At 51.3% G+C, this 25,674-nt stretch carries 22 protein-coding genes; 12 read left to right on the forward strand and 10 right to left on the reverse strand.

All coding sequences use genetic code 11. The features are described 5' to 3' along the window. Nucleotides 1-112: 112 nt before the first annotated feature. Together hutI and EYB30_RS03530 are read left to right on the forward strand one after the other, a co-directional pair. Nucleotides 113-1,339, forward strand: a complete 1,227-nt coding sequence (gene hutI, locus EYB30_RS03525) for an imidazolonepropionase (RefSeq protein WP_166837143.1) — start codon at nucleotides 113-115, stop codon at nucleotides 1,337-1,339. 62 nt (nucleotides 1,340-1,401) lie between these two features. Further along, the gene (locus tag EYB30_RS03530) at nucleotides 1,402-2,931 is read left to right on the forward strand and encodes a putative bifunctional diguanylate cyclase/phosphodiesterase (protein ID WP_166837145.1); all 1,530 of its coding nucleotides are present in this window, start codon (nucleotides 1,402-1,404) and stop codon (nucleotides 2,929-2,931) included. Here EYB30_RS03530 and EYB30_RS03535 read toward each other — a convergent pair. Both EYB30_RS03535 and rraA read right to left on the reverse strand, forming a co-directional pair. Further along, nucleotides 2,918-3,976: a formimidoylglutamase gene (locus EYB30_RS03535; RefSeq protein ID WP_166837147.1), complete on the reverse strand. Its 1,059-nt coding sequence runs from the start codon at nucleotides 3,974-3,976 to the stop codon at nucleotides 2,918-2,920. The genes EYB30_RS03530 and EYB30_RS03535 overlap by 14 nt on opposite strands. Nucleotides 3,977-3,990: 14 nt before the next feature. Beyond that, complete coding sequence (rraA, locus tag EYB30_RS03540) at nucleotides 3,991-4,476, reverse strand: ribonuclease E activity regulator RraA (RefSeq protein WP_166837149.1); 486 nt, start codon at nucleotides 4,474-4,476, stop codon at nucleotides 3,991-3,993. A gap of 166 nt (nucleotides 4,477-4,642) precedes the next feature. On the opposite strand from rraA, the gene EYB30_RS03545 reads away from it, so the two are divergent. From EYB30_RS03545 to EYB30_RS03555, 3 genes are all read left to right on the forward strand, one after another. After that, nucleotides 4,643-6,643, forward strand: coding sequence for a putative bifunctional diguanylate cyclase/phosphodiesterase (locus tag EYB30_RS03545; protein WP_166837152.1), 2,001 nt, complete (start codon nucleotides 4,643-4,645; stop codon nucleotides 6,641-6,643). A 55-nt stretch (nucleotides 6,644-6,698) separates the two neighbouring features. After that, nucleotides 6,699-7,223 carry a phosphatase PAP2 family protein gene (locus EYB30_RS03550; protein WP_166837154.1) on the forward strand — a complete coding sequence of 175 codons (525 nt, stop codon included), beginning with the start codon at nucleotides 6,699-6,701 and terminating at the stop codon, nucleotides 7,221-7,223. An 82-nt stretch (nucleotides 7,224-7,305) separates the two neighbouring features. After that, the gene (locus EYB30_RS03555) at nucleotides 7,306-9,165 is read left to right on the forward strand and encodes a methyl-accepting chemotaxis protein (protein ID WP_166837156.1); all 1,860 of its coding nucleotides are present in this window, start codon (nucleotides 7,306-7,308) and stop codon (nucleotides 9,163-9,165) included. A gap of 27 nt (nucleotides 9,166-9,192) precedes the next feature. Here EYB30_RS03555 and EYB30_RS03560 read toward each other — a convergent pair whose 3' ends face one another. The 5 genes from EYB30_RS03560 to priA form a co-directional block, all read right to left on the reverse strand. Continuing rightward, the gene (locus EYB30_RS03560) at nucleotides 9,193-9,579 is read right to left on the reverse strand and encodes a gamma-butyrobetaine hydroxylase family protein (protein WP_166837158.1); all 387 of its coding nucleotides are present in this window, start codon (nucleotides 9,577-9,579) and stop codon (nucleotides 9,193-9,195) included. Continuing rightward, on the reverse strand, nucleotides 9,579-10,913 hold the full coding sequence (gene hslU / locus EYB30_RS03565) for an HslU--HslV peptidase ATPase subunit (RefSeq protein ID WP_166837160.1): 1,335 nt from the start codon (nucleotides 10,911-10,913) through the stop codon (nucleotides 9,579-9,581). Before hslU ends, EYB30_RS03560 begins: the two co-directional genes overlap by 1 nt. A 12-nt stretch (nucleotides 10,914-10,925) precedes the next feature. Further along, a complete protein-coding gene (gene hslV, locus EYB30_RS03570) occupies nucleotides 10,926-11,444 on the reverse strand; it encodes an ATP-dependent protease subunit HslV (protein WP_166837162.1) in 519 nt (172 codons plus the stop codon). Between the two features lie 59 nt (nucleotides 11,445-11,503). Then, on the reverse strand, nucleotides 11,504-12,070 hold the full coding sequence (locus EYB30_RS03575) for an SPOR domain-containing protein (protein ID WP_166837164.1): 567 nt from the start codon (nucleotides 12,068-12,070) through the stop codon (nucleotides 11,504-11,506). An 86-nt stretch (nucleotides 12,071-12,156) separates the two neighbouring features. Beyond that, nucleotides 12,157-14,331: a primosomal protein N' gene (gene priA, locus EYB30_RS03580; protein WP_166837166.1), complete on the reverse strand. Its 2,175-nt coding sequence runs from the start codon at nucleotides 14,329-14,331 to the stop codon at nucleotides 12,157-12,159. Nucleotides 14,332-14,536: 205 nt separating this feature from the next. Between priA and rpmE the strand changes: the two genes are divergently transcribed. Further along, nucleotides 14,537-14,749, forward strand: a complete 213-nt coding sequence (rpmE, locus tag EYB30_RS03585; RefSeq protein WP_092792296.1) for a 50S ribosomal protein L31 — start codon at nucleotides 14,537-14,539, stop codon at nucleotides 14,747-14,749. 515 nt (nucleotides 14,750-15,264) lie between these two features. Then, nucleotides 15,265-16,506, forward strand: a complete 1,242-nt coding sequence (locus EYB30_RS03590; RefSeq protein WP_166837168.1) for a malic enzyme-like NAD(P)-binding protein — start codon at nucleotides 15,265-15,267, stop codon at nucleotides 16,504-16,506. A 77-nt stretch (nucleotides 16,507-16,583) separates the two neighbouring features. On the opposite strand, the gene EYB30_RS03595 is transcribed toward EYB30_RS03590, so the two are convergent. From EYB30_RS03595 to EYB30_RS03605, 3 genes are all read right to left on the reverse strand, one after another. Further along, entirely contained in the window at nucleotides 16,584-18,203 is a 1,620-nt protein-coding gene (locus tag EYB30_RS03595; protein WP_166837171.1) for a methyl-accepting chemotaxis protein, read from the reverse strand. 153 nt (nucleotides 18,204-18,356) lie between these two features. After that, nucleotides 18,357-18,884: an inorganic diphosphatase gene (gene ppa / locus EYB30_RS03600; protein WP_166837174.1), complete on the reverse strand. Its 528-nt coding sequence runs from the start codon at nucleotides 18,882-18,884 to the stop codon at nucleotides 18,357-18,359. Nucleotides 18,885-18,954: 70 nt separating this feature from the next. After that, nucleotides 18,955-19,926 (reverse strand): class 1 fructose-bisphosphatase, encoded by a 972-nt coding sequence (locus EYB30_RS03605; protein WP_166837176.1) that lies wholly within the window; start codon nucleotides 19,924-19,926, stop codon nucleotides 18,955-18,957. Nucleotides 19,927-20,068: 142 nt separating this feature from the next. Between EYB30_RS03605 and mpl the strand changes: the two genes are divergently transcribed. The 5 genes from mpl (at nucleotide 20,069) to panP (ending at nucleotide 25,644) form a co-directional block, all read left to right on the forward strand. Further along, complete coding sequence (gene mpl / locus EYB30_RS03610) at nucleotides 20,069-21,427, forward strand: UDP-N-acetylmuramate:L-alanyl-gamma-D-glutamyl-meso-diaminopimelate ligase (RefSeq protein WP_166837178.1); 1,359 nt, start codon at nucleotides 20,069-20,071, stop codon at nucleotides 21,425-21,427. After that, nucleotides 21,427-22,065 carry a flavin prenyltransferase UbiX gene (locus EYB30_RS03615; protein WP_166837180.1) on the forward strand — a complete coding sequence of 213 codons (639 nt, stop codon included), beginning with the start codon at nucleotides 21,427-21,429 and terminating at the stop codon, nucleotides 22,063-22,065. The genes mpl and EYB30_RS03615 overlap by 1 nt, the downstream gene beginning before the upstream one ends. Beyond that, nucleotides 22,062-22,988 (forward strand): ABC transporter ATP-binding protein, encoded by a 927-nt coding sequence (locus EYB30_RS03620; RefSeq protein WP_166837182.1) that lies wholly within the window; start codon nucleotides 22,062-22,064, stop codon nucleotides 22,986-22,988. The genes EYB30_RS03615 and EYB30_RS03620 overlap by 4 nt, the downstream gene beginning before the upstream one ends. Next, entirely contained in the window at nucleotides 22,985-23,758 is a 774-nt protein-coding gene (locus EYB30_RS03625; RefSeq protein WP_166837184.1) for an ABC transporter permease, read from the forward strand. The genes EYB30_RS03620 and EYB30_RS03625 overlap by 4 nt, the downstream gene beginning before the upstream one ends. A 239-nt stretch (nucleotides 23,759-23,997) precedes the next feature. Continuing rightward, nucleotides 23,998-25,644 (forward strand): pyridoxal-dependent aspartate 1-decarboxylase PanP, encoded by a 1,647-nt coding sequence (panP, locus tag EYB30_RS03630; protein ID WP_166837186.1) that lies wholly within the window; start codon nucleotides 23,998-24,000, stop codon nucleotides 25,642-25,644. Nucleotides 25,645-25,674: the final 30 nt, after the last annotated feature.

Raw genomic sequence — 25,674 nt, forward strand, 5'->3', positions numbered from 1 at the left:
CTCCGGTTGCTGAGCGCAAAGATACGGCTATTAAATAAAAAATACTGCAACTTGGTTGTATATACAAGTTGTTGGTGTAAAATTATTTCATCATTGTCAGCAGGAGAGTCCCATGCAGCAGTTTGATGCCATCTGGATCAACGCCAATATCGCCACCATGACCGACAACGGTCAGCCTTACGGCACCATAGAAAATGGGGTGTTGGCGGTAAAAGATGGCCGGATAGCCTTTGTTGGTACGCGCAGCGAACTACCGCAGTTTGACGCCCTGGCGACGCCCTTGCATGACGTGGCAGGGCAGTGGCTGCTGCCGGGCTTTATCGATTGCCATACGCATCTGGTGTATGGCGGTAGCCGGGCGAACGAGTTTGAAATGCGCTTAAATGGTGCCAGTTATCAGGATATTGCCGCTGCGGGTGGCGGTATTAAGGCGACCGTTGCGGCAACCCGGGCAGCCAGTCATGAACAGCTGTTTGTACTGGCCAAAGAGCGGCTGAACAGTTTGCTGGCGCAGGGCGTTACTACTGTAGAGATAAAGTCCGGCTATGGCCTGGATTTAGCGACTGAGCAAAAGATTCTGCAGGTTGCTGCCGAGCTGGGGGCGCATCACCCGGTGTCAGTACAAAAAACCTTTTTAGGCGCCCATGCGCTGCCACCGGAGTTTGCCGATGATGCTGATGGTTATATCGATGCAGTTTGTCAGATGTTGCCAAAGTTACATGCCCTCAAGTTGGTGGATGCGGTGGACGTATTCTGTGAAGGCATAGGTTTTAGCCTTGCCCAGACGCGCAAAGTGTTTGAAGCCGCCAGCATGCTAGGCCTGCCGGTGAAAGCCCATGCAGAGCAGCTGTCTAATCTGGGCGGCAGTGCGCTTGTGGCTGAATTTTCCGGTTTATCCGCCGATCATATCGAATTTCTTGATGAGACCGGCGTAGCGGCGATGGCCAAAGCCGGTACTGTTGCCGTATTGCTACCGGGGGCTTTTTATTTTTTGCGCGAAACCCAGCTGCCGCCAATCGCATTGCTTCGCCAGTACGGCGTACCGATGGCATTGGCGACGGATTTAAACCCGGGCACTTCGCCACTGTGTTCCTTGCCGTTGATGCTGAATATGGCCTGTACCTTGTTTCGTTTAACGCCGCAGGAAGCGCTGCTTGGGGTAACCCGCCACGCGGCTACCGCCCTGGGCCTGGCCGACCGGGGCAGTTTAGTTGCCGGTAAGCGGGCTGACTTTGCGTGTTATGGCATCAGCCAACCGGCTGAACTTTGTTATCAGTTCGGTGTGTCTTCGCTTAAGCAACTGATAATAAATGGTAAAGCAGTTAATCACCGGCTGTAAGCTGCTTTACATCAGGTCGTTTTAGATTATGCTATTAGCATTAACTCTGCTGGAGAATTACCTTGTCTTACCGGCTGCTATTTATTGCTGTACTGAGCTTGCCGCTGGCGGCCCAGACAACAACGTCTGAGCTACCCGTGCTTAGTCTGTTAACGGGGCTACTGTTATTGAGTTTTATCTATTTGATAAAACTTAAATTTGATATTTATAAACTGCAAAAAAGCCAAAAAAACAATAACAGCGGCCAATTGGGCTTTTATTCATTGCATGACGATATCAGCGGGTTCCCGAATAAGTTTTTTTTACAGCAGCAACTGGATGAGTTGTTAAAGCGGGCACCACAGCAGACGTTCTCACTGTTGCTGATAAAAATCAGCCAGTTTGAACAGATAAACCAGCTACTGGGACACAGCAACAGTAACCTTATACTGGCGCAAATAGCGCAGCGCATCAATGACCAGCTCAAAGATACCGCAGAGGCACTGACCTTTGAATTTCGTCAGCAGGTACCGATCCGGCTGTGTCATCTGGGGGGCGTGGATTTTGCCATTTGGCTCGATACCACTGAGCAACAACATCTGGCCGAGTATGTTGCCGACGATTTAGAAAAGAACGTACCTGAGCCAATGATAGTGCACGGTTGCGCTATCGAATATCAGCTGCATTCTGGTATTGCAAACTACCCGGAACATGGCACCTTACTCAGTGAGTTATCAGAGCGGGCTTATCTGGCATTGCAGCACCATAGCTGGTTGCAGGGGCAAAGTCAGGTATTTAACCCCGGCATGCTGAATTACAGCAGCGATAAGCTGACATTGATGGCGGAGTTACGCCAGGCGATATCGGATAATCAACTGGCGCTGTACGTACAGCCGCAGGTAGACATGCAAAGCCGCCAGGTACTGGCAGGTGAGGTATTTGTGCGCTGGCGCCATCCGCGGCGCGGGCTGATGACACCATCCAGCTTTCTGGCGCTGGCTGAACAAACCGGCGTAATTTACCCGCTGACACAGTGGGTGCTGCGCGAGGCCGTGGCGATGATTGCCACGCTGGAAAAAGCCAGACTGGTGAGCAAAATTGCCGTCAATATTTCCAGTAAAGACCTGTTGCAGGACGAGTTGGTGGAGAGCCTGGAGTTTTTATTTGATAAACACAAGGTCAAGCCGGCGCAGCTAATGCTGGAGATTAAAGAAGGCGCCCTGGCCGGGGCGGCCGACAAAGCCCTGAGCACGATACAGCGTTTGCACCGGATGGGGGTTGAGCTGGCGCTGGATGACTTTGGTACCGGTCTGTCGTCATTGGCGCATTTGCGGCGGTTGCCGGTGCAATATGTTAAGGTAGACTGTAGTTTTATCAACGACTTACATAAATCTGATATGCACTCTGCCATTACCGGTGCCATTATCGATATGGCACGCAATCTGGAGCTGGGGGTGATTGCCGAAGGGGTTGAAGAAGTTGAGGTAGAGCAAAAGCTACTGCGGATGGGATGTCACCGTGGCCAGGGCTTTTTGTACTCGCGGCCCTTTGAGTTAAGCGGCTTCGCGGTCTGGTTAAAGCAGTGGCAGCAAAGCCAGACTAAAGCGCCATAGCCTGATGTTGCTTGCCCTGAATAAAGGCAAATACCAGCGCGGCTAAAGTTTGACCGGCTTCATTCATACCGGCGGCGATACCGGAAGGGTGCTGTTCCGGCGCGGCTTCCGCCAGATGCAGATAACGACTGCGTGGCAGCATGGCTAACTGATAGACAAACTGCTCTGCCGCGCTAAGAGTAAGGCCGCAGTTGGTAAAGGCGCTTACCGGCATTAAGCTGATACTGTCGGTATCCAGCTCGATACCAATATCGCCCTGACCTTGCACGACAACGTCAATGCATTGTTCCAGCGCCTGTTGATAGCTTAATTCCCGCCGCACAAAGATACGCTGATAACTGCAAAATTCTGCGCCGGCTTGCTGTAGCTGGGTTAAGGTGGCGGCCGAATTTTTTAGCTCGTGCAGGCCCAGCACAAAATAATGCGCTAAAAACCCGTCTTGCCAGGCATAACTAAAACCATTGCCACTATGGCGACCTTCCAGTGGCCTAAAGTCAGCATGAGGGTCAAGATTAGCGCTGTTTGCGCTTTGGCCACTACTTAGTGTTAGGGCTTTTAGTAGCGGATAGCTGTTGTTATGGCCGCCGCCTATCACGATCGGCATCAGGTCGGCAGCAAAAATAGCCTGAACAACCTCAGTTACCCGCTGGTCCAACACGCTGACCAGGTCACGCAACGTATTAAGTTGTCCGGGATCCTGGCTATGCAATCCCTTTGCCTGGGTTTGCAGGTCATGACAGCTTATTTCGCCCAGCAACAGTATTTCAGCAGCGTTAATAAAACTATTGGCTTGCAGGTTTAAAAACCTGGTTAAAAAGGCACTCCAGCCTTTATCTGCACCGGCTAAGCCGAAGTTAGCCCGGGGGCCGATATCCTCAGCAATACCCAGCAGTGCGTACCGGCAGCCTGCATTTTTTGCCTGTGCCAGTTGTTGTGTCAGGTTGGCACCAGGTTGCGGCAGGCAAATGTGCTGGCCAAGCCGGCTTTCGCCAGCACGCTGCACACACAAACTGTCGAGCTGTTGTTGGGTATAAGGCTGCAACATAAGGCGATATGTACTTACTCGATGTCCAGGGCGTCAGGTGACATAATAATGCCGGTACTGTCAGCATACAGATGATCGCCTGGTAAGAACGTCACGCCGGCAAAATTAACCGGCACTTCGCTTTCGCCAACGCCTTTGTCATCAGCGCCAACCGGAATAGCATTGACCGCCTGAATGCCCAGATCAAAGTCTTCCAGCAAATCTAAATCGCGTACACTGCCATAACAAACAATGCCTTCCCAGCCATTGGTTGCGGCTAAAGAGGCTAAATCGGCATCGATAATGGCGCGGCGGGCAGACCCGCCGGCATCAATCAGCAACACCTTACCAACGCCAGGCTCAGTGAGCATTTGGCGCACCAGGCCATTGTCTTCAAAGCATTTTACCGTGTGGATCTGACCGCCAAAAGAGCGCCGGCCACCGTAGTTGGCAAATAACGGCTCTACCACATCGACTAAATCGGCATAAAGATCACATAATTCTGAGGTGTTGTATTCCATCAGTTACTCCGGCATGCAGGGACGTTGTTCCTCAGTATAGCGCCGACTGGATTAAGCTCAAACACTTATTATTATTAGCTTTTCCAATGCTTGTACTGGCTACTGTATTGTCGGCAGGCCAGATTATTTGCTAAGGTGTGGCCAGATGTCTTAACCGGTAATCATAGTGGCTGCTGAAATCTTTGCCAGACTCGCAATTTACCTGACCCAGGTCGGCGTAGCCTTGTTGCTTAGCCTGCTACTGTGGAACCTTAGCCGGATTTATCAGCAGGCCTATATTCGCTCGTGGTTTGTTGCGCTGCTGGCGTTTTCTGCCTATCAATTGGCCATTTTACTACAGTGGTTGCTGGGAACAGCGTCGCTGTTGATGCAGCTGTTACAGTTTATCACGGTGACCGGCAGCTACACTTTTGCGGTGTTTTTATTGCGCGGTATGATGCAAACACGCCGCACGGCTGTGCCGCCCTGGGTGAGCATTGGGCCGCGTAAAATACTGATATTGCTTAGTATTGTCGGTATCGTCACCGTATTGCCTTTTATGCTGGTCTCCACCTCCAGTGACTGGCGTGAATATTTTCAGGTGTATCTGCGTTTGCTGCTAATGGGCGTAATGCTGTTAAGTGCGGCGGTAAGCCTGGTGCAACGGATGGAGCAATCGCAAGGGCAGCGGCTGGCGGCGGTGACCATGCTGCTGTGGGGACTATTATATATTGTTTTCACGGTCTGGCGTTTGCTCAGTGCAGAGCAAATGTCGAATGTGCAACTGACATTAGCGTATAAATGCGTTGAGTTGTTCTTACTGTGCTGTTTGGGGCTGGCGCTGCTGATTTGGCTGCATGAACATGAGCGCAGTGCCAATATGCAGCTGACAGAGAAAGCGCGTTATCTGAACCGCTATGATCAGCTAACCGGGGCACTAAACCGTGATGCGCTGTTGTTACAGTTACAGGAGAAACTGCAACAGCCGGCGGCCGAGCCGCTGTACTTGCTGATGCTGGGGCTGGATAAATTTAAAACCATTAATGAATCCGCCGGGTTAAAACAGGGCGATTTATTGCTGCGGCAGTTAAATCAACGCTTTGAAAACAGCATTTTAAAACCGGCGTTGATCGCGCGTACCGGTGGCGATATTTTTGCGCTGGCACTGGCAGATATTCACAATAACAGTCAACTGCAGTTTGCACTGCGGCATTTGCAACAGTTGGTTGAAAAACGCTTTGATACTGTCGCCGGCCCGCTGCAGCTCAGTTGCACTATAGGTATTGCCTGCGCGCCAATGGATGCAGACAGTGCGGAGCGTTTGCTGCAAAAGGCCAATATTGCCTTTCATCAGGCAAAGCGCTTGCAGGCCAGGCATCTGGCATACCAGGCGGGTATGGAAGATGAATCGACACGTTTACTCAGCTGGGAAACTGAGTTGCTATCTGCGATGCAAAATGACGAATTGATATTGTACTTTCAACCGCAAATTAACTTGCGTGATAACAAACTGGACGCGTTCGAAGTGCTGGTGCGTTGGCAGCACCCGCAAAAAGGTTTTTTAATGCCCGGCCAGTTTTTACCTTTTGTTGAGCAGTTGGGGCTCAGTAGACAACTCGATTTTTGGGTACTTAAAAAAGCCGTACAAACCATCAGCCAGTGGCGACAGTCGGCGTTGCAAGTGCCATTGGCCGTCAATATGTCGCCGTTGCATTTTCAGCAGGATGGCTTAAAGCAGCAGATCCAGCAATTATTGCTGCAATATAGTGTATCGCCTGAGTTGCTGGAGCTGGAAATCACTGAAAATACTGCTATGCATGATATGGAAAAAGGCTCTAACCATGTGCTGGAACTGCAGCAGATGGGCATACGGGTGTCTATTGATGATTTTGGCACAGGTTACTCCTCGCTGGCGTATTTACGCCGGATGCCGATTGATAAAATAAAGATTGACCGCAGTTTCGTCATGGATATGGCGGGCAACGACTCTGATATGATGATCGTCAAAACCATGATCAAGCTGGCACATGGCCTGGGCAAACGTATTCTGGCGGAAGGTGTTGAAACTGCAGTGCAGCTGCAGTTGCTGCAGGGGATGTCTTGTGATGCGGTGCAGGGTTACTTTATCGCAAAGCCTTTGTCAGAGCCGGATGCGCAGGCTTTTGCCCGGCAACAGGTGTCATTGTAGTGTCATAAAGCCGCGTTAGTCTGGTCTGCGTCACTACTGACGACGAGGCAAGGCTATGCTGCTGAAACGCTTAGAGCAATGGGATCAGGCATCGTTCTGTCGCCTGTTCAGCCACAGTTCTTCAAAACTGGCATTACAGGCCAGTTTCTGGTTGTCGAAAACGGCCGACGGGCCCTGCTACCTGCTACTGGCACTGATGTTATTGTTGCTGGAAAATGAACACGCTACTGCTTTTAGCGTGCTGTTGTTATGCAGCTTTGCACTGGAACTACCCTTGTACTTGTTGTTGAAAAACAGCATTAAGCGGGCCCGGCCTGCTGATGTACTGACTGCTTTTATTCATGCCCATATTATTCCCTCTGATCGGTTCAGCCTGCCGTCCGGCCATACCGCTGGTGCTTTTGTCCTGGTAAGTGCTATTGCGCTGTATTATCCGTTATGGTTGCCGCTGGCGCTAAGTTGGGCCCTGGCCATTGGCCTGTCACGCATCATGCTGGGCGTGCATTTTCCGCTGGATGTGATAGCTGGCGCGGTTTTGGGGGCAGGTAGCGGCATAATTGCTGCTGTTTTACTCAAATAAGCCGGCAAAGCAAAAATTATCGCGGTTTTTGCCAAACGCTGGTCTATCATCAAAATAGTTGTTAACAAAACGGATGACAGTGATGAGTGGCTTACGGCGTTTATCAATTAAACAGCGGTTATTTATTAATGGCGGTGCTTTGGTCGTGGCAATGACCATAATGCTGTTGATCTTGTTCTATCAAAGCGCACAACTGACCAGTTTGGCCAGAACACAGCAACTGGTAGAGCAAATCAGTGCCGATGTGCTGATGTTCCGCCGCCATGAAAAAGACTTTATGATGCGCACCGATCTGAAGTACTTGCAGCGCTGGCAACAGCATTACCAGCAAATGGCGCAGCGTAGTCGCGAATTAATGACCTTGCTGCAGCGCCATGCTATTGACCAACAGCCTTTGCAAAGCTTTCTGCAACTGACCTCAAGCTATCAGCAGAGTTTTAATCAATTAGTTCAGCAGCAGCAGGTTATTGGCCTGCAATATAATGCGGGTTTACTCGGCGAGTTTCGCCAGGCGACGCATCAGCTGGAACAGCGCTTTGACATACTGGGGCGGGATGATCTAACCGTGCTGTTGTTGCAGTTACGCCGGGCTGAGAAAGACTTTTTATTGCGTAAAGATCTGGCGTATGCAGAGCAGTTTGACAAGCTAATTTTACAATTAAACCAGCAGCTTAATGGTGATAATGACAGCCAGCGGCTGGCGCAGCTATATCAGCAACAATTTGCTGCCTTAGTCAAGGCGATGCAGCAGCTGGGGCTGGATGAAACGCAAGGCGTCACCGGCGTTATGCGTAAAGCGATTCAAGGCACCGAAGGTAGCCTGCAGGCATTATCGTCGCAAACAGGCCAGGCGATAACCGCTGCCGTAGCGTCAACCCAACAGCTGGCTATTGCCGTGTTTGTGCTGGTGCTGGTGTCGGTTTTACTGCTAGTTGTGCTGACCAGCCGCAGTATTTTGCGCCCGGTAATGGAAGTGTGTCAGGCGATTGGTCTTATCCGGGCCAATAACGATTTTCGTATGCGGGTCGCTGTTGCCGGTAAAGATGAGATGACCAGGCTTGCGACCGATTTTAATGCCATGCTGGGCGATTTTCAGGATTTGATTAAAACAGTGAATCAGGCGCTGGAAATGCTCGACCAGGCCACTAACGAGCTGGCTCAGTCTACTGCTGATACCAGCCGCGGTATGCAGCAGCAACAAAATGAAACCGATATGGTGGCTACCGCCGTGACGGAAATGGGTGCCACCATCAATGAAATTGCAGCGAATACGGAAACCACTGCTGCCAAAGCCGAGGCTACCAATCAAAATGCGCAAAGCGGCCGCACTGAAGTGCAGCAAACGGTGCAACGCATTAACCAGTTGTCAGAGCGGCTGCAAAATGCCACTAATGTAGTGGCCGAGCTGGAAATAGATAGCCAAACCATAGGCTCAGTGCTGGATGTGATCCGCGCTATTGCTGAGCAAACTAATTTACTGGCGTTAAATGCCGCGATAGAAGCTGCCAGAGCCGGCGAGCAGGGCCGGGGCTTTGCCGTGGTGGCCGATGAGGTACGAAATCTGGCAATGCGCACCCAGGATTCGACCCGGCAAATAGAAAGTATTGTCGGCGGCCTGCAGGGGCGCACGCACAATATCGTGCAGGTAATACAGGATTGCCGGCAGCAGGGTGAAGACAGTGCCGGGCAAGCCAATGTGGCGATGCAGTTACTCAGTGACATCACCAGCGACGTTACCAATATTATGGATATGACCACACAGATTGCCGCTGCCATTGAACAGCAAAGCCATGTGGCGGCCGAAGTGAATCAGAATGTGGTGAAAATACGTGACTTGTCAGATGAAACCTATGGCCATGCCAGACATAACGCCAGTATCAGTGAAGAGGTGGCGCAGCAAGCCGCGCGTTTACATCAGACCGTCGATCGGTTTCAGGCTTAAGCCAGGTGTTTGCGCCGGTTTTAGCGGCTAGGGCTGAAACTTGATACTAATTAAACTATCACGCTGCGCGTTTATCGCGCGCAGCTGTTGCAGGTAGTCTTGCCACAACGCCTGTTGTTGCTCAGCCAGTTGTTTCAGATAGCTCCAGCTATAAATGCCACTGTCGTGGCCATCATCAAACACCAGTTTTATCGCGTAATGGCCGACAGGCAGCAGTTTACTGATAGCGACCTGCTTTTTATTCGTGACCAGTTTCGGTTTGCCGTGGCCACGTACTTCAGCCGACGGCGAGAACACCCGTAAAAACTCGGCGCTGAAACCGGCGCTGTCGCCATTGCTGAAGCTGACATCTAACTGCCGGCTGCGCTGATGGTAGTGCAACCGGCTGACAACGACTGGCTCGCTGTTTTGCATTACAAAATAAACCGGCTTAAGTCGTCGTCTTTTACCAGTGCGCCTAAGTGTTTTTCTACATAGGCGGCATCAACTTCGATATGTTCACCGGCGTGATCCGCTGCGTCATAAGAAATTTCTTCCAGCAAGCGCTCCATTACGGTGTACAGGCGACGGGCGCCGATATTTTCTGTGGTTTCGTTAACTTGCCAGGCGGCGGCGGCCAGGCTTTTGATGCCGTCGTTGCTAAAGGTTAAGTTCACGCCCTCGGTGGCCAGCATGGCAATAGATTGCTCGGTTAAAGAGGCTTTGGGCTCTGTTAAGATGCGTTCAAAATCGGCGGCACTTAAGGCTTCCAGCTCAACGCGGATCGGCAGACGGCCTTGCAGCTCGGGCACTAAATCCGACGGCTTACTCATTTGAAATGCGCCAGAGGCGATAAACAGAATATGATCGGTTTTAACCATGCCGTGTTTGGTATTGACGGTGCAGCCTTCAATCAGCGGTAATAAATCGCGCTGTACCCCTTCGCGAGATACGTCCGGGCCACTGGTTTCACCGCGTTTGCAGATCTTGTCAATCTCATCGAGAAACACGATACCGTTTTGCTCTACGGCTTCCAGCGCCTGTGCTTTCAGCTCTTCCGGGTTCACCAGTTTGGCGGCTTCTTCTTCAATCAGCTGTTTTAGCGCATCTTTAATTTTCAGCTTACGTTTTTTCTTTTTATCCTGACCCAGGCTTTGAAACATGCTTTGCAGCTGCGACGTCATCTCTTCCATGCCCGGAGGTGCCATAATTTCTACACCGATATTCGGCTGGGCTAAGTCGAGCTCGATATCTTTGTCATCCAGTTGACCTTCGCGCAGTTTTTTACGAAAAATTTGCCGGGTATTGCTATCTGCGGCCGGCTTGTTGTCCGCATCGCTCCAGCTGTCTTTGGCTGGCGGTAGCAGTACATCTAAGATGCGCTCTTCTGCTGCTTCTTCGGCGCGAAAGCGGTTTTTTTCAATGGCCTGTTCACGAAACATCTTTACCGCGCTGTCGGTCAAGTCACGGATAATGCTTTCGACTTCTTTGCCAACATAGCCCACTTCAGTGAACTTGGTTGCTTCGACTTTAATAAAAGGCGCATTGGCCAGCTTCGCCAGACGGCGGGCAATTTCAGTTTTACCGACGCCGGTTGGGCCAATCATCAGGATATTTTTCGGTGTAATTTCCTGGCGCAGCGCCGCATCAAGCTGCATACGGCGCCAACGGTTACGCAGCGCAATAGCAACAGCACGTTTAGCGTTATTCTGGCCGATAATATGCCGGTCCAGCTCATGGACGATTTCTCTTGGGGTCATGTCAGACATCAGGGTACCTGCCTATAATTCTTCAATGGTCTGGTGCTGGTTAGTGTAAACGCAGATATTGCCGGCAATCGTCAGGCTTTTTTCTACGATGTCACGTGCACTTAAGTCAGTATTCTGCAGTAAGGCGGTTGCCGCAGCCTGGGCGTAAGGGCCGCCACTGCCAATAGCAATCAGGTCGTGTTCAGGCTGCACCACGTCACCGTTGCCGGTAATGATCAGTGAGGTATTGGCATCGGCTACCGCCAGCAGGGCTTCCAGTTTGCGTAGCATGCGGTCGGTGCGCCAGTCTTTGGCCAGCTCGACGGCAGCACGCATTAAATGGCCCTGATGGAGCTCCAGCTTGGCTTCAAAACGTTCAAATAGGGTAAAGGCGTCGGCGGTACCGCCGGCGAAACCGGCGATCACTTTGTTGTTGTACAGGCGGCGTACTTTACGGGCATTGCCTTTCATTACGGTGTTGCCAAGTGAAACCTGGCCATCACCGCCGATGGCAACGTGGCCATCGCGGCGGACAGAAACAATAGTGGTCATGAATAAGCCCTGTGGCGTAATTAACTTAACGCCTTAAGTGTGGCTGCATCAGGTTAATTTCAAGACCAGTTCCAGATCTGGCAGGTATTTATGCTTTGCTCGCGTAAGCGGTTGCGGTCGGCGGTGGCCTGGCGTTTTGATTCGTATGGCCCAAGCACTACCCGGTACCAAACGCCGTTGCTACCTTCAGTGCGGCGCACTTCTGAGCTAAAGCCGACAAAAGCGATCTGTGCTTTCATCGCTTCTGCCTGCTTTTGCTCACGGAAAGAGCCGCATTGCATCTGATAAGGGCCACCGGTTTGCTGCTGTTCGGCAACGTCGACTTTAACCTCTTTATTTTCCAGCTCTTTTATATACTGGTAAGGCTCCTGCGCCGGTTTAGCCGGTAGCTCGTCTTTTTTCGCCGGGCTTGGCACCGGTTTAGCCGGCGTCACGGTAACGGCGGGTTGCTGATTTAAAAACCATAGAAAATACACAAAGCCACTGATCAGCAAAGCGGTAACAATTAATAACAGCCAGGGTTTTGCTGTGCTGCCGGAGCTGGCCGCGCTGTTTTTACGGGCAGGGCGGCGACTGGCCGGTTTGGTTTTAGGCCGGCTGGCTTTGACATAGTCTTTTTGTGGCATAAGGAGGCGGTTACTCTTACTTCAGCGTTGGCGGCTATTCTACAAGGTTGCACAGAAAAAGAAACCTGACGGCCGTCCCGGTTTGGTTAACTCAAATCGGTTGGGTCAACATCCAGCTGCCATTTGATCTTCCGGCTCAGTGGCCAGCTCGCCAGTTCAGCCAGTAACAGTGTCAGTGCCTGATGCATAGCACCGCGACTGGTACAATACAGTTGTAATTGCCAGCGGTAATAACCGGCGCGGCGTTCCATTGGCGCCGGGATAGGGCCCAGCAGCTGCAAGGCGGGAAATTGTCTGGCGCACTCGGCCAGTTGTTGCAGCCATTGCTGGCAGTGCTGTGACTGATGCGCCTGAGCACTAAACAGGGCCAGCTGTTGATACGGAGGCAAGCAGGTTTGTGCCCGTTCGTGCAAGGCGCTGCGGGCAAAGGCGGCGTAGCCGTTTTGAATAATATCCTGTAACAAGGCATGTTCAGGATAATGGGTTTGCAGCAATACAGTACCCCCACTGCTGCCCCGGCCGGCGCGGCCGGCGACCTGGGTTATTAACTGTGCGAGTTGCTCGGGGGCACGAAAATCACTGCTGTATAGCGCGCCATCAACATCAACAATCACCACCAGACTCACATTGGGAAAATGATGGCCTTTGGCCAGCATCTGGGTGCCGACGATCAGGCGGGCGCCGTGTTGATGTATTTCATCCAGCGCCTGATGCAGCGCACCTTTGCGCCGGGTGCTGTCACGGTCAAGCCGGGTAATGGCGATATCGGGGAATAACTGTTGCAGGTTTTCTTCCAACTGCTCTGTGCCCTGACCCAGGGGTTTAAGCTGAGTGCTGCCGCAGCTGCCGCACTGGCGGGGGATGGCCTTGCTGGCACCGCAATGATGACAGACTAACTGCCGGCTTTGTTTATGGTAAGTGGTAAAGGCGCTGCAGCGCTGGCATTCTGTCAGCCAGCCGCATTCCTGACAGCTTAATGCCGGGGCAAAACCACGCCGGTTTAAAAACAACATCACCTGATGGCCCAGTGCCAGCTGTTGTTTAACCGTCGCCAGGGTTTGGCTGGCTAAACCGTATTGCAGTACCTGCTGCTTTAAATTAACCAGTTCAAAGCGGGGCAGCGCCTGGCCGGCCGCCCGATCAGGCAAGGGCAGATGGATAAAACGCTTGTTCAGCGCATTATGCAAACTTTCCAGGCTGGGCGTGGCTGAACCGAGCAAAATAGGACAGTGCTGCAAGGCGGCGCGTTTAATAGCTAAATCGCGGGCGTGATAGCGAAAACCGTCCTGCTGCTTTAACGACTGATCGTGTTCTTCGTCGATAATAATCAGCCCCAGGCGCCAGAACGGCAAAAACAGCGCCGAGCGGGTACCAACAATAATGGCCGCCGCGCCACTACTGGCCTGTAGCCAGCAATGTAAGCGCTCGCTATCGCTAAGTGCCGAGTGCCAGCAAAGTACCGGCACGTCAAACCGCGCCTGAAAGCGTGCCAGTGTTTGCGGTGTTAAGCCAATTTCCGGCACTATGACCAGTACCTGCTGTTGCTGACATAACAAGCTGGCAATGCTTTGCAGATAGACCTCGGTTTTGCCCGAGCCGGTAACGCCTTCCAATAGCAAGCGTTCAAAACGGCCAAAGGCCTGAGTGACGGCGCTGACGGCTAAGGCCTGGGCACTGGTAAGTTTTAGCCCGGTGACAGGCTTAGGCGGGGCGGCAAAAGGTGTGGCCGGCACAATATGTTCTGCCACCAGCTGTTTATCCAGCAGCTGTTTTAACGTGGGGCGCCGGTGTTGCTGCAACAGCACAGATTCACTGAGCGGATGCTTGTGCAGCGCTTGCCATAATGCGTGTTGTTTCGCTGAACGTTTTAGCGCATCGGCGCTTAGCTGCTGTCCCTGCGTGGTTAGGGCATAGGCTTTGGGTTGGTAGTCATCCAGGTTACGGCCTTCACGTAGCAGTGCCGGTAAGGCGCTGATTAGCACTTCGCCCAGCGGATGGTGATAATAATCGGCGGCAAAGCTGAGTAAACGGCAAAGCAGCTCTGGCAGCACAGGGCGGCTATCCAGCAGCGCCAGTACTGGCTTGAGTTTGTCCACGGCAAAGCCATCTGCCGGAGCTAACTGCCAGATAATACCGACTAACTGGCGGCTGCCAAAGGGGACCCGCACGCGACAACCAACCTGCGCCGGCAGCGCGGGGTCTATCAGGTAGTCAAAATGTTGTCTTAGTGGCACAGGCAAGGCCACACGTACGACTGTCACGGCAGCTCCCGGTTATCAAGCAGCGTTTAAGTGTAAGGACAGGGCAGGCAAATGCCAAGCAAAACAAAATTTATCAGAAGCGTGCTTTGTGTATTGCAACTTGGTTGGCTATCTATTAAGCTACGCGCCCTTAATTAACTGTAATTACGTATGGTGTCTGGCAAAGCGATTGACCAGATAGCGATACGGCCTAACGAGGTAAACCATGAAACCAGGTATTCACCCAGAATATAAAGAAATTACTGCAACCTGTACTTGCGGTAACTCATTCAAAACCAAATCTGCACTGTGCAAAGACATCCACTTAGACGTGTGTTCAGCTTGCCACCCATTCTATACCGGTAAGCAGAAAGTGTTAGACGTAGGCGGCCGTGTTGACCGCTTCAAAAAGCGTTTCTCTGTACTGGGCAACCGTTAATCGGTATCCGCCTGTTCAGCAAAAAAGCACCTGCGGGTGCTTTTTTTGTGCCTGTCGTTTGGCTGTTTTTTGTGCAAATAGCCGGTATCAGCCAAAAAAATATTTTTATCTATCCGCTATGTTGCTCTGTGGCACGGTATTCATAGCAGTAAATTTTAATTAATGGCTATTTTTCATGTAGTTAAATGCTATTTGCCGACAATGGCACTCATGGCGCTCAGCGCGATCGCTGAGCCAATCTGGCATCTTTATGCGTTGCCGTTCACATCTGTATGCAGTGCTACGCCCCATCTGGAGTGTAGATGGCCAGACGTCTCTTGGCGCTGAGCCGTTTTATTGTTATAACAATTGCCGTTACGACTAAAGTGGTATGGCGTCTGTTGATGTTTTACGCTGGTACGATCAGACTGATTCTGTTTCTCTTCTGTGCTGCAGCTCTTTAGAATAAGCCTCCCTCAGCGTGACGATACGACTATAACAATACGCTTAGCCCTACAAACAGCAGGATAGAACCTATGGCAGATTTCAGAGAACAGGCACTGCGTTATCACGCTGAGCCTACACCCGGCAAAATCAGTATTGAGATCAGTAAACCGGCCGAGACGGTGACCGATCTGGCATTAGCCTACAGCCCCGGTGTCGCCGAGCCGGTGCGCGAAATTGCTGCAGATATCGACAATGTGTACAAGTATACGGCTAAAGGCAATCTGGTGGCGGTGATCACTAATGGCACGGCGATATTAGGTTTGGGTAATCTCGGACCTATGGCCTCTAAGCCGGTAATGGAAGGTAAGGCGCTGTTATTTAAGCGTTTTGCAAATCTGGATTCAATCGACATTGAGGTGTCGCACCGCACTACCGAAGAGTTTATCAATACGGTAGCGAATATTGCCGATACCTTTGGCGGTATTAACCTGGAAGACATTAAAGCACCGGAGTGCTTTGAGATTGAAAAAGAGCTGATTAAACGCTGCAAAATTCCGGTATTTCATGATGACCAACACGGCACAGCGATTGTTACCGCTGCCGGTATGCTAAACGCCCTGGAAATTCAGGGCAAAGATATTAAAAACGCGATCATCGTTTGTATGGGCGCCGGTGCGGCAGCCATTGCCTGTATGGAGCTGCTAATTAAGTGTGGTGCCCAGCGCGAGCATATTTATATGCTGGATACCAAAGGGGTCATTCACACCCGGCGCAATGATTTAAACCAGTACAAACTGCTGTTTGCCAACAATACCGACAAACGCACGCTGGAAGATGCACTAACCGGTGCCGACGTGTTTGTTGGGGTGTCCGGCCCTGACGTATTGCCGCCGGAAGCATTAAAACTGATGGCGGATAAGCCGGTCATTTTTGCCTGCTCGAATCCGGATCCGGAAATTAAACCTGAATTGGCGCATGCGGCACGCAATGACATCATTATGGCCACCGGGCGCTCGGATTATCCGAATCAGGTGAACAACGTATTGTGCTTCCCGTTTATTTTCCGTGGCGCACTGGATGTGCGTGCCAGCGTGATTAATGACGAGATGAAACTGGCGGCGGTAAATGCCATTCGTGCTATTGCTAAAGAGCCGGTGCCGCAGGAAGTATTAACTGCCGCCAAGGTGGATGCGCTGCATTTCGGTAAAACCTATATTATCCCTAAGCCAATGGACCCGCGCTTACTACCGCGCGTCGCCCGTGCTGTGGCGGAAGCGGCTGTCGCCTCTGGCGTTGCCCGTATTGCGCTGCCGGATAATTACTATCGCTAATCACTGCCGCTAGCGGCAAACACCGTCAGACAACAAAAAGCCGGTAGCAAAACCGGCTTTTTACGTTGTGCGTAGGTTTATACCCGGAATAAGCGGGTAATGCTTTCCAGGTTCTGTGCCAATGCCGCCAGCTCGCTGCTGGCTTTGGCGATATGGCCGGCGCTTTCTGAGCTATGTTCGGTATTTTTAAAGATCGCATCCACATGACTGACAATTTCGCTGGCCATATTTTGCTGATCGTCGGTCGCGTCAGCAATTTGCTGATTCATCAGGCGGATTTGCGCAATACTGTTGGTGATTAATTGCAAAGCATCGCCAGCCTGATTGGCGGACTGCACGCTGTGATCAGCCTGGGCCGTGCTTTGCTGCATTTTTTGCACCGCCTGGCGCGCAGCAGTTTGCAGCTGTTCTATAGTGCGCTGAATTTCTTCTGTTGATTTTTGTGTACGCGAAGCCAGGGTGCGCACCTCATCGGCTACCACGGCAAAACCGCGGCCCTGCTCGCCAGCACGGGCGGCTTCGATGGCAGCGTTCAGTGCCAGTAAATTAGTTTGCTCGGCAATGCCCTTAATCACGCTAAGTACAGTACCAACCTGATTCGCATCTTTTTCCAGTTGTAAGATCACCTCAGAGGCTTCCTGCACATTGCCGGCCAGCTGCTGAATATTCTTTACCGTGGCGATAACGGTATGCTGGCCTTGATCTGCCGCGTCACTGGATTGATTAGCCGCTGTTGCCGCTTCATTGGCACTATGTACCTCGGCCACGACGCTGGCGCTCATCTCATCGACAGCGTGCTTGGCCTGGTTAGCGGCCTGACGCTGCTGCGCTATGGTGTTGTTAGTGTCGTCAGTCAGCTGATGTAAGTCCTTTGCCAGCGCAGAAAGCGGCACGGCAGTATTAACGATGTCTTTCACCACATGTTGCAGTTTTTGCATAAAGATATTAAACCAATGCGCCAAGTCGCCAAGTTCGTCAACACTGCGGGTTTCAATCCGTGCGGTTAAATCACCATCTTCTTTCGCCAGGCTCTGCAACGAACTGATCATATTCGCTAAACTATTTTGAATGCCGCTGGCGACCGGGAAGGCGGTGCCAAACAACACCAGCGTGGTAATAATACCCATAATGATACCAACGGTGATCAGGGTGCCGGCCTGTTCACTGGCATCATCAATGCTGGCCGTGAACTGCTGCAGGCGCTGGTCGCGAAATTGGCCGAGTAAAAGGGCAGTGTTGTCGTAGTCGGCATTCATTTTTTCTGAGCGTTGCGCCAGGGTGCTAAAGTCGGCCGTGTTATTGATCATCTGCTGTGACACCTGATACGCCACCTGGTAATAGGCATCATAGCTTTGCTGCACCTGACTGACGGCACCGGCGTAATCACGGTTTAACTGGGCAATGCGTGCTAAATCCTGAGCGAACTGCTTGCTGAAATTGGCGGCACCGCTCAGGGCTTCTTCGTCGCCTGTAGTGACCGCACTGGCCAGAGAGTCTTTGACCCGCTCCAGCAACACCAGCGAGCTTTGGGCTGACTGCAATACCGGAAATTGCACATCCCGGGTTTGTTCCAGCGTGCTGACGTTGTTCAATGCCGTATTGCTGGCCAGAATGAGATAAATAATAAAACTTAAAGTGCCGATAAGCGGGATCAGGTAAATCTTCTTTGCGATAGACAGACGTCGTAACACATCCATACTGCGGGCCCCTGTGATGCTGGTAGCGTTATTATTAGAGTTTGTTTTAGCGCAGTATAGTGCTTTATTTCGGCAAATGCTTGTTGTAGTTGGTGTTAAGTGCAGGAAAAAAATAGCCCGGTAGGCACCGGGCTAAATAGCAAAACAAGCAGCTTACTGTTTTGCGCGTTCAAATGAGGTCAGAATTTCTGCTTTGGCCGCTGCAGCGTCACCCCAGCCATTTACTTTAACCCACTTGCCCGGTTCCAGCTCTTTGTAACGCTCGAAAAAGTGCTGAATTTGCTTTTTCAGCAATTCGTCTACATCGTTAATATCTTTAACATGGTCATACAGTTTAGTCAGTTTGCTGACCGGTACCGCAATCACTTTAGCATCTTCGCCAGACTCATCCGACATAAACAGAACACCCACCGGGCGGCATTTAATCACGGCACCGGGTACCAGCGGATAAGGGGTTGGTACTAGCACATCAACCGGGTCACCATCCAGTGACAGTGTCTGGTTTACAAAGCCGTAGTTGCACGGATAAAACATCGGCGTCGCCATAAAGCGGTCTACCCATACGGTGCCGGTATCTTTGTCTACTTCGTATTTAATTGGGTCGGCATTGGCCGGGATCTCAATAATAACGTTAATTTCTTCTGGCAGGTTTTTACCTGCGGCAACATCACTTAAGCTCATGGCCTGGTCCTTTAGTTCATTAAAACAGTGCAAAAAATGGCGCTTATTATAGCGCCACAATTAAAAATGGCTATTGCTGATGATAGGCAACACAGCTTTCTACTTCGTGCTTAGAGCCTAATATCACTGCCACCCGCTGGTGAATATCGGTGGGTACGATGTCCATAATACGCTGATAGCCGGTAGAGCTCATGCCACCGGCCTGTTCTACCAGAAAACTCATCGGGTTGGCTTCATACATTAGTCGCAGTTTATCCGGTTTGTTGGCATCTTTAGTATCACGCGGATAAGCAAAGATACCGCCGCGGCACAATACACGGTGTACATCACCCACCATGGCGGCTATCCAGCGCATATTGTAATTTTTACCGCGCGGGCCTTCTTTGCCTTTTAATAAGTCGGCGATATAAGCTTGCATAGGCGCCTGCCAGTAACGCTGGTTTGACATATTAATAGCAAATTCGGCGGTGTATTTCGGGATGGCTGCTTGCTCTTGTGTCAGTAAAAAGCCGCCATAGGTTTTATCCAGCGTATAAAGCCGGGTGCCTTTGCCGGTAGTTAATGCCAACATCGTTGACGGGCCATATAGCACATAGCCAGCCGCCAGCTGCGCGCTGCCTGGTTGTAAAAACTGTGCCGCATCGTCGGCGGCCAATTCTGCTTTGGCCGGCAGAATGGAAAATATGGTGCCGATTAAGCTATTGATATCAGTGTTGGAAGAGCCATCCAGCGGGTCAAACGTCACCAGATACTTGCCGTTGGGGTTACCGGCAACGGTGTCATCTTCTTCTTCTGAGCTGATGGCTTTAACGACGCCGGTTTCCAGAATGACCTCTTTTAACAGCTCATTGGCAATAATATCGAGTTTTTTCTGCGTTTCCCCTTGAATATTCTCGCCAAGGGTAGAACCTAGTACTCCAGCCAGTTCACCCTGGCTGACACGAAAAGAGATTTCCCGGCAGGCCGCCAGGATAGTTTTTATCAGTGAAATCAGGTCGCTGTCGACTCCATCCTGTTGCAGTACTGGCGAGATGCGGCGCATGTGATAGGTTCCTTTTCGGTAATAATTTTGCTTAAGCTACAGAGGCTGGCGTATTTTAAAGAATTTCTGCACAAATTGCAGGTATTACTGCGCTGCTGTGTGTATTTGCTACAATGGCGCAGCTTAATTTTCAGGATAACTTATGCATATTCATATACTCGGCATCTGTGGCACCTTTATGGGCGGTATTGCCGCTATCGCAAAATCATTAGGCCACAAAGTTACCGGCGCCGATGCCAATGTTTACCCGCCAATGAGCACGCAACTTGAGCAACTAGGCATTGAGCTGACACAGGGCTGGGACCCGGCGCAGCTGGAGCCGGCGCCGGATTTAGTCATTATTGGCAATGCCTTGTCGCGCGGTAACCCGGCAGTAGAATATGTATTAAACACCCATTTACGTTATAGCTCCGGCCCGCAGTGGCTGGCTGAGCAGGTGCTGTTTGACCGCTGGGTGCTGGCGGTATCGGGTACCCATGGCAAAACCACCACCAGCACGATGCTGGCGTGGATCTTAGAGTGTGCCGGTTTAAAGCCGGGCTTTTTAATTGGCGGGATCCCGCAAAATTTTGACTGCTCGGCTCGCTTAGGCGAGTCACCGTTTTTTGTGATTGAGGCCGACGAGTACGATACCGCCTTTTTTGATAAGCGCTCTAAGTTTGTGCATTACCGGCCACGCACCCTGGTAATTAACAATCTGGAATATGATCACGCCGATATTTTTCCGGATTTAGCCGCCATTCAGCGCCAGTTTCATCATTTGTTGCGTATGGTACCGGCCAATGGTTTAGTGTTGTCGCCGGAAGATACGCCCGCTGTCAGCCAGACACTGGATATGGGCTGCTGGAGCGAGCGGCAAAGTTATGGCAAGGACTGGCGGGCAGAACTGCTAAGCGCTGATGGCAGCCATTTTGCGCTGTACCTACAGGATAAGCTGCTTGGCGAGCTTAACTGGCAGTTAAGCGGCCAGCATAATGTCGATAATGCCGTGATGGCGATTGCCGCCGCACGCCATGCCGGTGTACCGGTAAACGTTGCTTTGGATGCGTTAACACGTTTTGTCGCGCCAAAACGGCGAATGGAGTTAAAAGCCGATGTCGCCGGTATTAAGGTATATGATGATTTTGCCCATCACCCTACCGCCATCAGCACGACTTTGCAGGGTATCCGCAATAAAGTGGGCCAAAGCCGGGTGCTGGCCGTATTGGAGCCACGTTCAAATACCATGCGCATGGGCGTGCATCAGGCTGCGCTGCCGTTGGCGTTGGCACTGGCCGACCAGGTGTTTTTATATGAGCCGGCCAATGCTAACTGGTCGCTTGATGCGCTAAGCCGCGCTTTAGCTCCCAAAGCCAGCCTAAGCCGGGATATTGATGTTTTAGTGACACAGCTTAGTGAGCAGGCCGGGCAGGGCGATAGTATCGTCATTATGAGCAACGGCGGCTTTGGCGGCATACACGACAAGCTGATTAGCGCCTTAAAGCGCAAATGGGAGCATTAATGCAGACGCAAAAACAAGTTACCCTGGCTTTTAGCGGTGCGTCAGGCGCGCCTTACGGTTGGCGCCTATTAGAGCTGCTGTTGGCGCAGGGTGTGCAAGTGCATTTGTTGGTATCCAGTGCTGCCCGGGTGGTGTTTGCCACTGAGCATGATATTAAGCTGCCGGCGGCACCGGATAAATGCACACAAATGTTGCTGGCACACTTTGGCTGCGACAGTAGCCTGCTTAAGGTGTACGGCAAAGATGACTGGTTCTCGCCGGTCGCCTCGGGCTCGGCTGCGCCAAAACAAATGGTGATTTGCCCCTGTTCTACCGGCACGGTATCCAGCATTGCCACCGGCGCCAGTGATAATTTAATTGAGCGCGCCGCAGATGTGGTGATTAAAGAAGGCGGCCAGTTAATTTTAGTGCCGCGCGAAAGCCCGCTTAGCGCTATTCATCTGGAAAATCTGCTAAAGCTGGCAAAATTAGGCGTTACTATTATGCCGGCGGCGCCGGGCTTTTATCATCAGCCGAAACAAATCAGTGATTTAGTCGATTTTATGGTGGCACGTATTCTTGATCATTTGAAGTTGCCACATCAGTTAGTTAACCGCTGGGGTTATGACAACAGACAAGATACAGGAGAGCAGCATTGAGTTTAGCCTTAGATATTCAGGGTCTGCATAAGGTATATAAAAGCGGTACTGTGGCGCTAAGCGGTATCGATTTACAGGTAAAACGGGGCGATTTTTTTGCTCTGCTGGGCCCGAACGGTGCTGGTAAAAGTACCACTATTGGCGTAATCAGCTCGCTGGTGAATAAAACCCAGGGCAGCGTTAAGGTATTCGGTTTTGATCTGGATACCGAGCTTGAAGCCGCCAAAAGCCAGCTTGGTTTAGTGCCGCAAGAGTTTAACTTTAACCAGTTTGAAACCGTGCTGCAGATAGTCGTTAATCAGGCCGGTTATTATGGCGTGCCGAAAAAGCTGGCGCTTGAGCGCGCGGAAAAATACCTCGGCCAGCTTGGGCTGTGGGATAAGCGCCATGCCCGCTCGCGCGAGTTATCCGGCGGTATGAAGCGCCGCTTAATGATAGCCCGTGCGCTGATGCATGAACCCAAGCTGCTGATTTTGGATGAACCGACCGCCGGTGTGGACATCGAACTTCGCCGCTCAATGTGGGAGTTTTTACGTCAGATAAACCAGCAAGGCGTCACCATTATTCTTACCACGCACTATCTGGAAGAAGCCGAAATGCTGTGCCGTAATATCGCTATTATCGATAAAGGCCGCATTATCGAAAACACCACGATGAAAGCGCTGCTGAGCAAATTAACACTGGAAACCTTTGTGCTGGATTTAGCTGGCGATCCTGGTGCGGTTAAATTAGAGGGCTTTAGCTGGCGGGTGCTGGATGATCACAGCATAGAAGTGGATGTCGAAAAAGCGCAGGGCTTAAACCCGATTTTTGCCCAGTTAAGTGCGCAGGATATTAAGGTGTTATCAATGCGTAACAAAGCCAACCGCTTGGAAGAGCTGTTTGTCACCCTGGTAGAAAACGGCCGTGGAGGTGCCAAATGATTAAAGCGAATTATATGGTGGCACTGAAAAGTATCCTCGACAAAGAAACCAACCGCTTTTTGCGCATCTGGGTGCAAACCCTGGTGCCGCCGGCAATTACCATGACATTGTACTTTGTCATCTTTGGCAGCTTAATCGGCTCACGCATTGGTGATATGGGCGGCTTTAGTTATATGGAGTTTATCGTGCCCGGCCTGATTATGATGTCGGTGATCACTAACTCTTACGCCAATGTGGCATCGTCGTTTTTTAGTGCCAAATTTCAGCGCAACGTCGAAGAACTGCTGGTAGCGCCGGTACCTAACTATATTATCGTGCTCGGTTTTGTTGGCGGCGGCATGGCACGCGGTATGTTGGTGGGGCTTATTGTGACTATCCTGTCACTGTTTTTCGTTACCATTCAAATACATAATCTGGCAGTGATTGTGGTTACCGTGACACTGACCTCAATGCTATTTGCCTTAGGCGGTTTGATTAACGCGGTATACGCCAAGACTTTTGATGACATCAGCATTATTCCGACCTTTGTATTAACGCCGCTGACCTATTTAGGCGGGGTGTTTTACTCGCTCACCTTACTGCCGGGCTTTTGGCAGCATGTCGCCGCGTTAAACCCGGTGGTGTATATGGTTAATGCGTTTCGCTATGGCTTTTTGGGCGTGAGCGATGTCAGCTTATGGCTGGCGCTGGCCGTGGTAGTGGGCTTTATTGTGGTGCTGTTTAGCTATGCCATGTACCTGATTAACCGTGGTATTGGCTTGCGTAGCTAATATTCGGTTTCAGCAACGTATCAACGGATCGGTTTGCCCACGCCAATGCGCCGTAAACCCAGTCCCTGGGGGCTCGACTCATGCCTCCATGCGTTCAACGGTTGGCTTAGGGCAAACCGATCCTTTGCCTGAGTATCGGACGATTTTTTTGCAGACATTTTTCGGCGCTTGCAGTAAAGTGAGCGCCATTTTCCGGCTGTTTTAGTAACCGCTGAAACCGTATGCAGAGTAGCAAGCGCATGACAGAATCGAGCAAACGACAGGCAACAGCCTCTGAAGAAGCGTTATGGCGCATCTTTACCGTGCCGGAAGCACCTGACTCCACCCTGAGTATTATTGAGCAGAACCTGTCACAGAATCTGGCCGGGTTTTTGCGCGAAAGTATCGTCGCGGTAGAAAAGCCGCTGTGGCAGATTGAGCGTGATTTTCAGGCGCACCAAATTCCGCAAATGCCGAATTTTGTCTCAGATTACGCCGAAAGCCTGATGCAAAAGCTGGTAGCGCATTCGGTGCATACCGCGGCGCCAAGTTTTATTGGTCATATGACCTCAGCATTGCCGTACTTTGTGCTGTCACTGTCAAAAATGATGGTGGGGCTAAACCAGAATCTGGTGAAAATTGAAACCTCCAAAGCCTTTACGCCAATGGAGCGTCAGGTGCTGGGCATGATGCACCATCTGGTGTACGGCGAGGGCGACGGCTTTTATAAAAAATGGATGCACAGCGCTAACCACTCGCTGGGCGCTTTTTGCTCCGGCGGCACCATTGCCAATATTACGGCGCTGTGGATAGCGCGTAACCGCCTGCTAAAACCTGACGGCGACTTTAAAGGCATTGCCCGCGAAGGCCTGTTTAAGGCCATGAAACATTATGGTTATGATGGCCTGGCCATACTGGTGTCTGAGCGTGGCCATTATTCGTTAGGTAAAGCGGCTGACGTATTAGGTATCGGCCGTGAGTCACTGATCTCGGTGAAAACCGACGCCGACAATAAAATAGATACTGCCTTGCTGGCCGAGAAAATGGCTGAGCTTAAAGCCAATAATATCCGTGTGCTGGCGATTGTCGGCGTGGCCGGCACCACCGAAACCGGCAATGTTGACCCGCTGCATCAGCTGGCCGATCTGGCCGAGCAATATCAGTGTCATTTTCATGTCGATGCCGCCTGGGGCGGCGCAACCTTATTGTCGCAAAAGTACCGCCATTTATTAGCCGGTATTGAACGCGCCGATTCAGTTACCATAGATGCGCACAAGCAAATGTATGTGCCAATGGGGGCTGGCATGGTGGTGTTTAAACACCCGTCGGCCGCCCATGCCATTGAGCACCATGCTGAGTACATTTTGCGTAAAGGCTCAAAAGACTTAGGCAGCCAGACACTGGAAGGCTCACGCCCCGGTATGGCAATGCTGGTGCATGCCTGCTTGCAGGTAATTGGCCGCGATGGTTATGAAATTCTGATTAACAGAAGCCTGGAAAAAGCGCGCTATTTTGCCACCTTAATTGAACACAATATCGATTTTGAGCTGATAACCGAGCCAGAGCTGTGCCTGCTAACTTACCGTTATGTGCCGGCGCAGGTACAAAAAGCCATGGCTAAAGCCAGCCCGGAGCAATTGCAGCGCTTTAACGAGCTGCTAAATGGCCTGACCAAGTTTATCCAGAAACGCCAGCGCGAAGAAGGTAAGTCTTTTGTCTCGCGTACCCGGTTAACCCCGGCCAAATACCAGCGCCAGGAAACGATAGTGTTTCGTGTCGTGCTGGCCAACCCGCTGACCACCGAGCAAATTTTGCATGACGTGCTGGTGGAGCAGGATCAGCTGGCCCAGCTGGATAAAGAGTTCTACCCCAAATTACTGCATCTGGCAAAGGAGCTGGCGGCGTAAGCTGCCAGCTGCGCTAAACGAACAGTTTGT

This window comes from Rheinheimera pleomorphica (genome assembly GCF_011634895.1).
Lineage (GTDB): Bacteria > Pseudomonadota > Gammaproteobacteria > Enterobacterales > Alteromonadaceae > Alishewanella > Alishewanella pleomorphica.

What these genes read in the sequence shown, in the direction of transcription:
- EYB30_RS03615 (WP_166837180.1), top strand. Translation starts at nt 21,427, where the DNA reads ATGCAGACGCAAAAACAAGTTACCCTGGCTTTTAGCGGTGCGTCAGGC.
- EYB30_RS03575 (WP_166837164.1), bottom strand. Translation starts at nt 12,070, where the DNA reads ATGCCACAAAAAGACTATGTCAAAGCCAGCCGGCCTAAAACCAAACCG.
- EYB30_RS03535 (WP_166837147.1), bottom strand. Translation starts at nt 3,976, where the DNA reads ATGTTGCAGCCTTATACCCAACAACAGCTCGACAGTTTGTGTGTGCAG.
- rpmE (WP_092792296.1), top strand. Translation starts at nt 14,537, where the DNA reads ATGAAACCAGGTATTCACCCAGAATATAAAGAAATTACTGCAACCTGT.
- EYB30_RS03625 (WP_166837184.1), top strand. Translation starts at nt 22,985, where the DNA reads ATGATTAAAGCGAATTATATGGTGGCACTGAAAAGTATCCTCGACAAA.
- EYB30_RS03605 (WP_166837176.1), bottom strand. Translation starts at nt 19,926, where the DNA reads ATGCGCCGCATCTCGCCAGTACTGCAACAGGATGGAGTCGACAGCGAC.
- EYB30_RS03555 (WP_166837156.1), top strand. Translation starts at nt 7,306, where the DNA reads ATGAGTGGCTTACGGCGTTTATCAATTAAACAGCGGTTATTTATTAAT.
- EYB30_RS03550 (WP_166837154.1), top strand. Translation starts at nt 6,699, where the DNA reads ATGCTGCTGAAACGCTTAGAGCAATGGGATCAGGCATCGTTCTGTCGC.
- ppa (WP_166837174.1), bottom strand. Translation starts at nt 18,884, where the DNA reads ATGAGCTTAAGTGATGTTGCCGCAGGTAAAAACCTGCCAGAAGAAATT.
- panP (WP_166837186.1), top strand. Translation starts at nt 23,998, where the DNA reads ATGACAGAATCGAGCAAACGACAGGCAACAGCCTCTGAAGAAGCGTTA.
- rraA (WP_166837149.1), bottom strand. Translation starts at nt 4,476, where the DNA reads ATGGAATACAACACCTCAGAATTATGTGATCTTTATGCCGATTTAGTC.
- hslU (WP_166837160.1), bottom strand. Translation starts at nt 10,913, where the DNA reads ATGTCTGACATGACCCCAAGAGAAATCGTCCATGAGCTGGACCGGCAT.
- EYB30_RS03560 (WP_166837158.1), bottom strand. Translation starts at nt 9,579, where the DNA reads ATGCAAAACAGCGAGCCAGTCGTTGTCAGCCGGTTGCACTACCATCAG.
- hutI (WP_166837143.1), top strand. Translation starts at nt 113, where the DNA reads ATGCAGCAGTTTGATGCCATCTGGATCAACGCCAATATCGCCACCATG.
- hslV (WP_166837162.1), bottom strand. Translation starts at nt 11,444, where the DNA reads ATGACCACTATTGTTTCTGTCCGCCGCGATGGCCACGTTGCCATCGGC.
- mpl (WP_166837178.1), top strand. Translation starts at nt 20,069, where the DNA reads ATGCATATTCATATACTCGGCATCTGTGGCACCTTTATGGGCGGTATT.
- EYB30_RS03595 (WP_166837171.1), bottom strand. Translation starts at nt 18,203, where the DNA reads ATGGATGTGTTACGACGTCTGTCTATCGCAAAGAAGATTTACCTGATC.
- EYB30_RS03590 (WP_166837168.1), top strand. Translation starts at nt 15,265, where the DNA reads ATGGCAGATTTCAGAGAACAGGCACTGCGTTATCACGCTGAGCCTACA.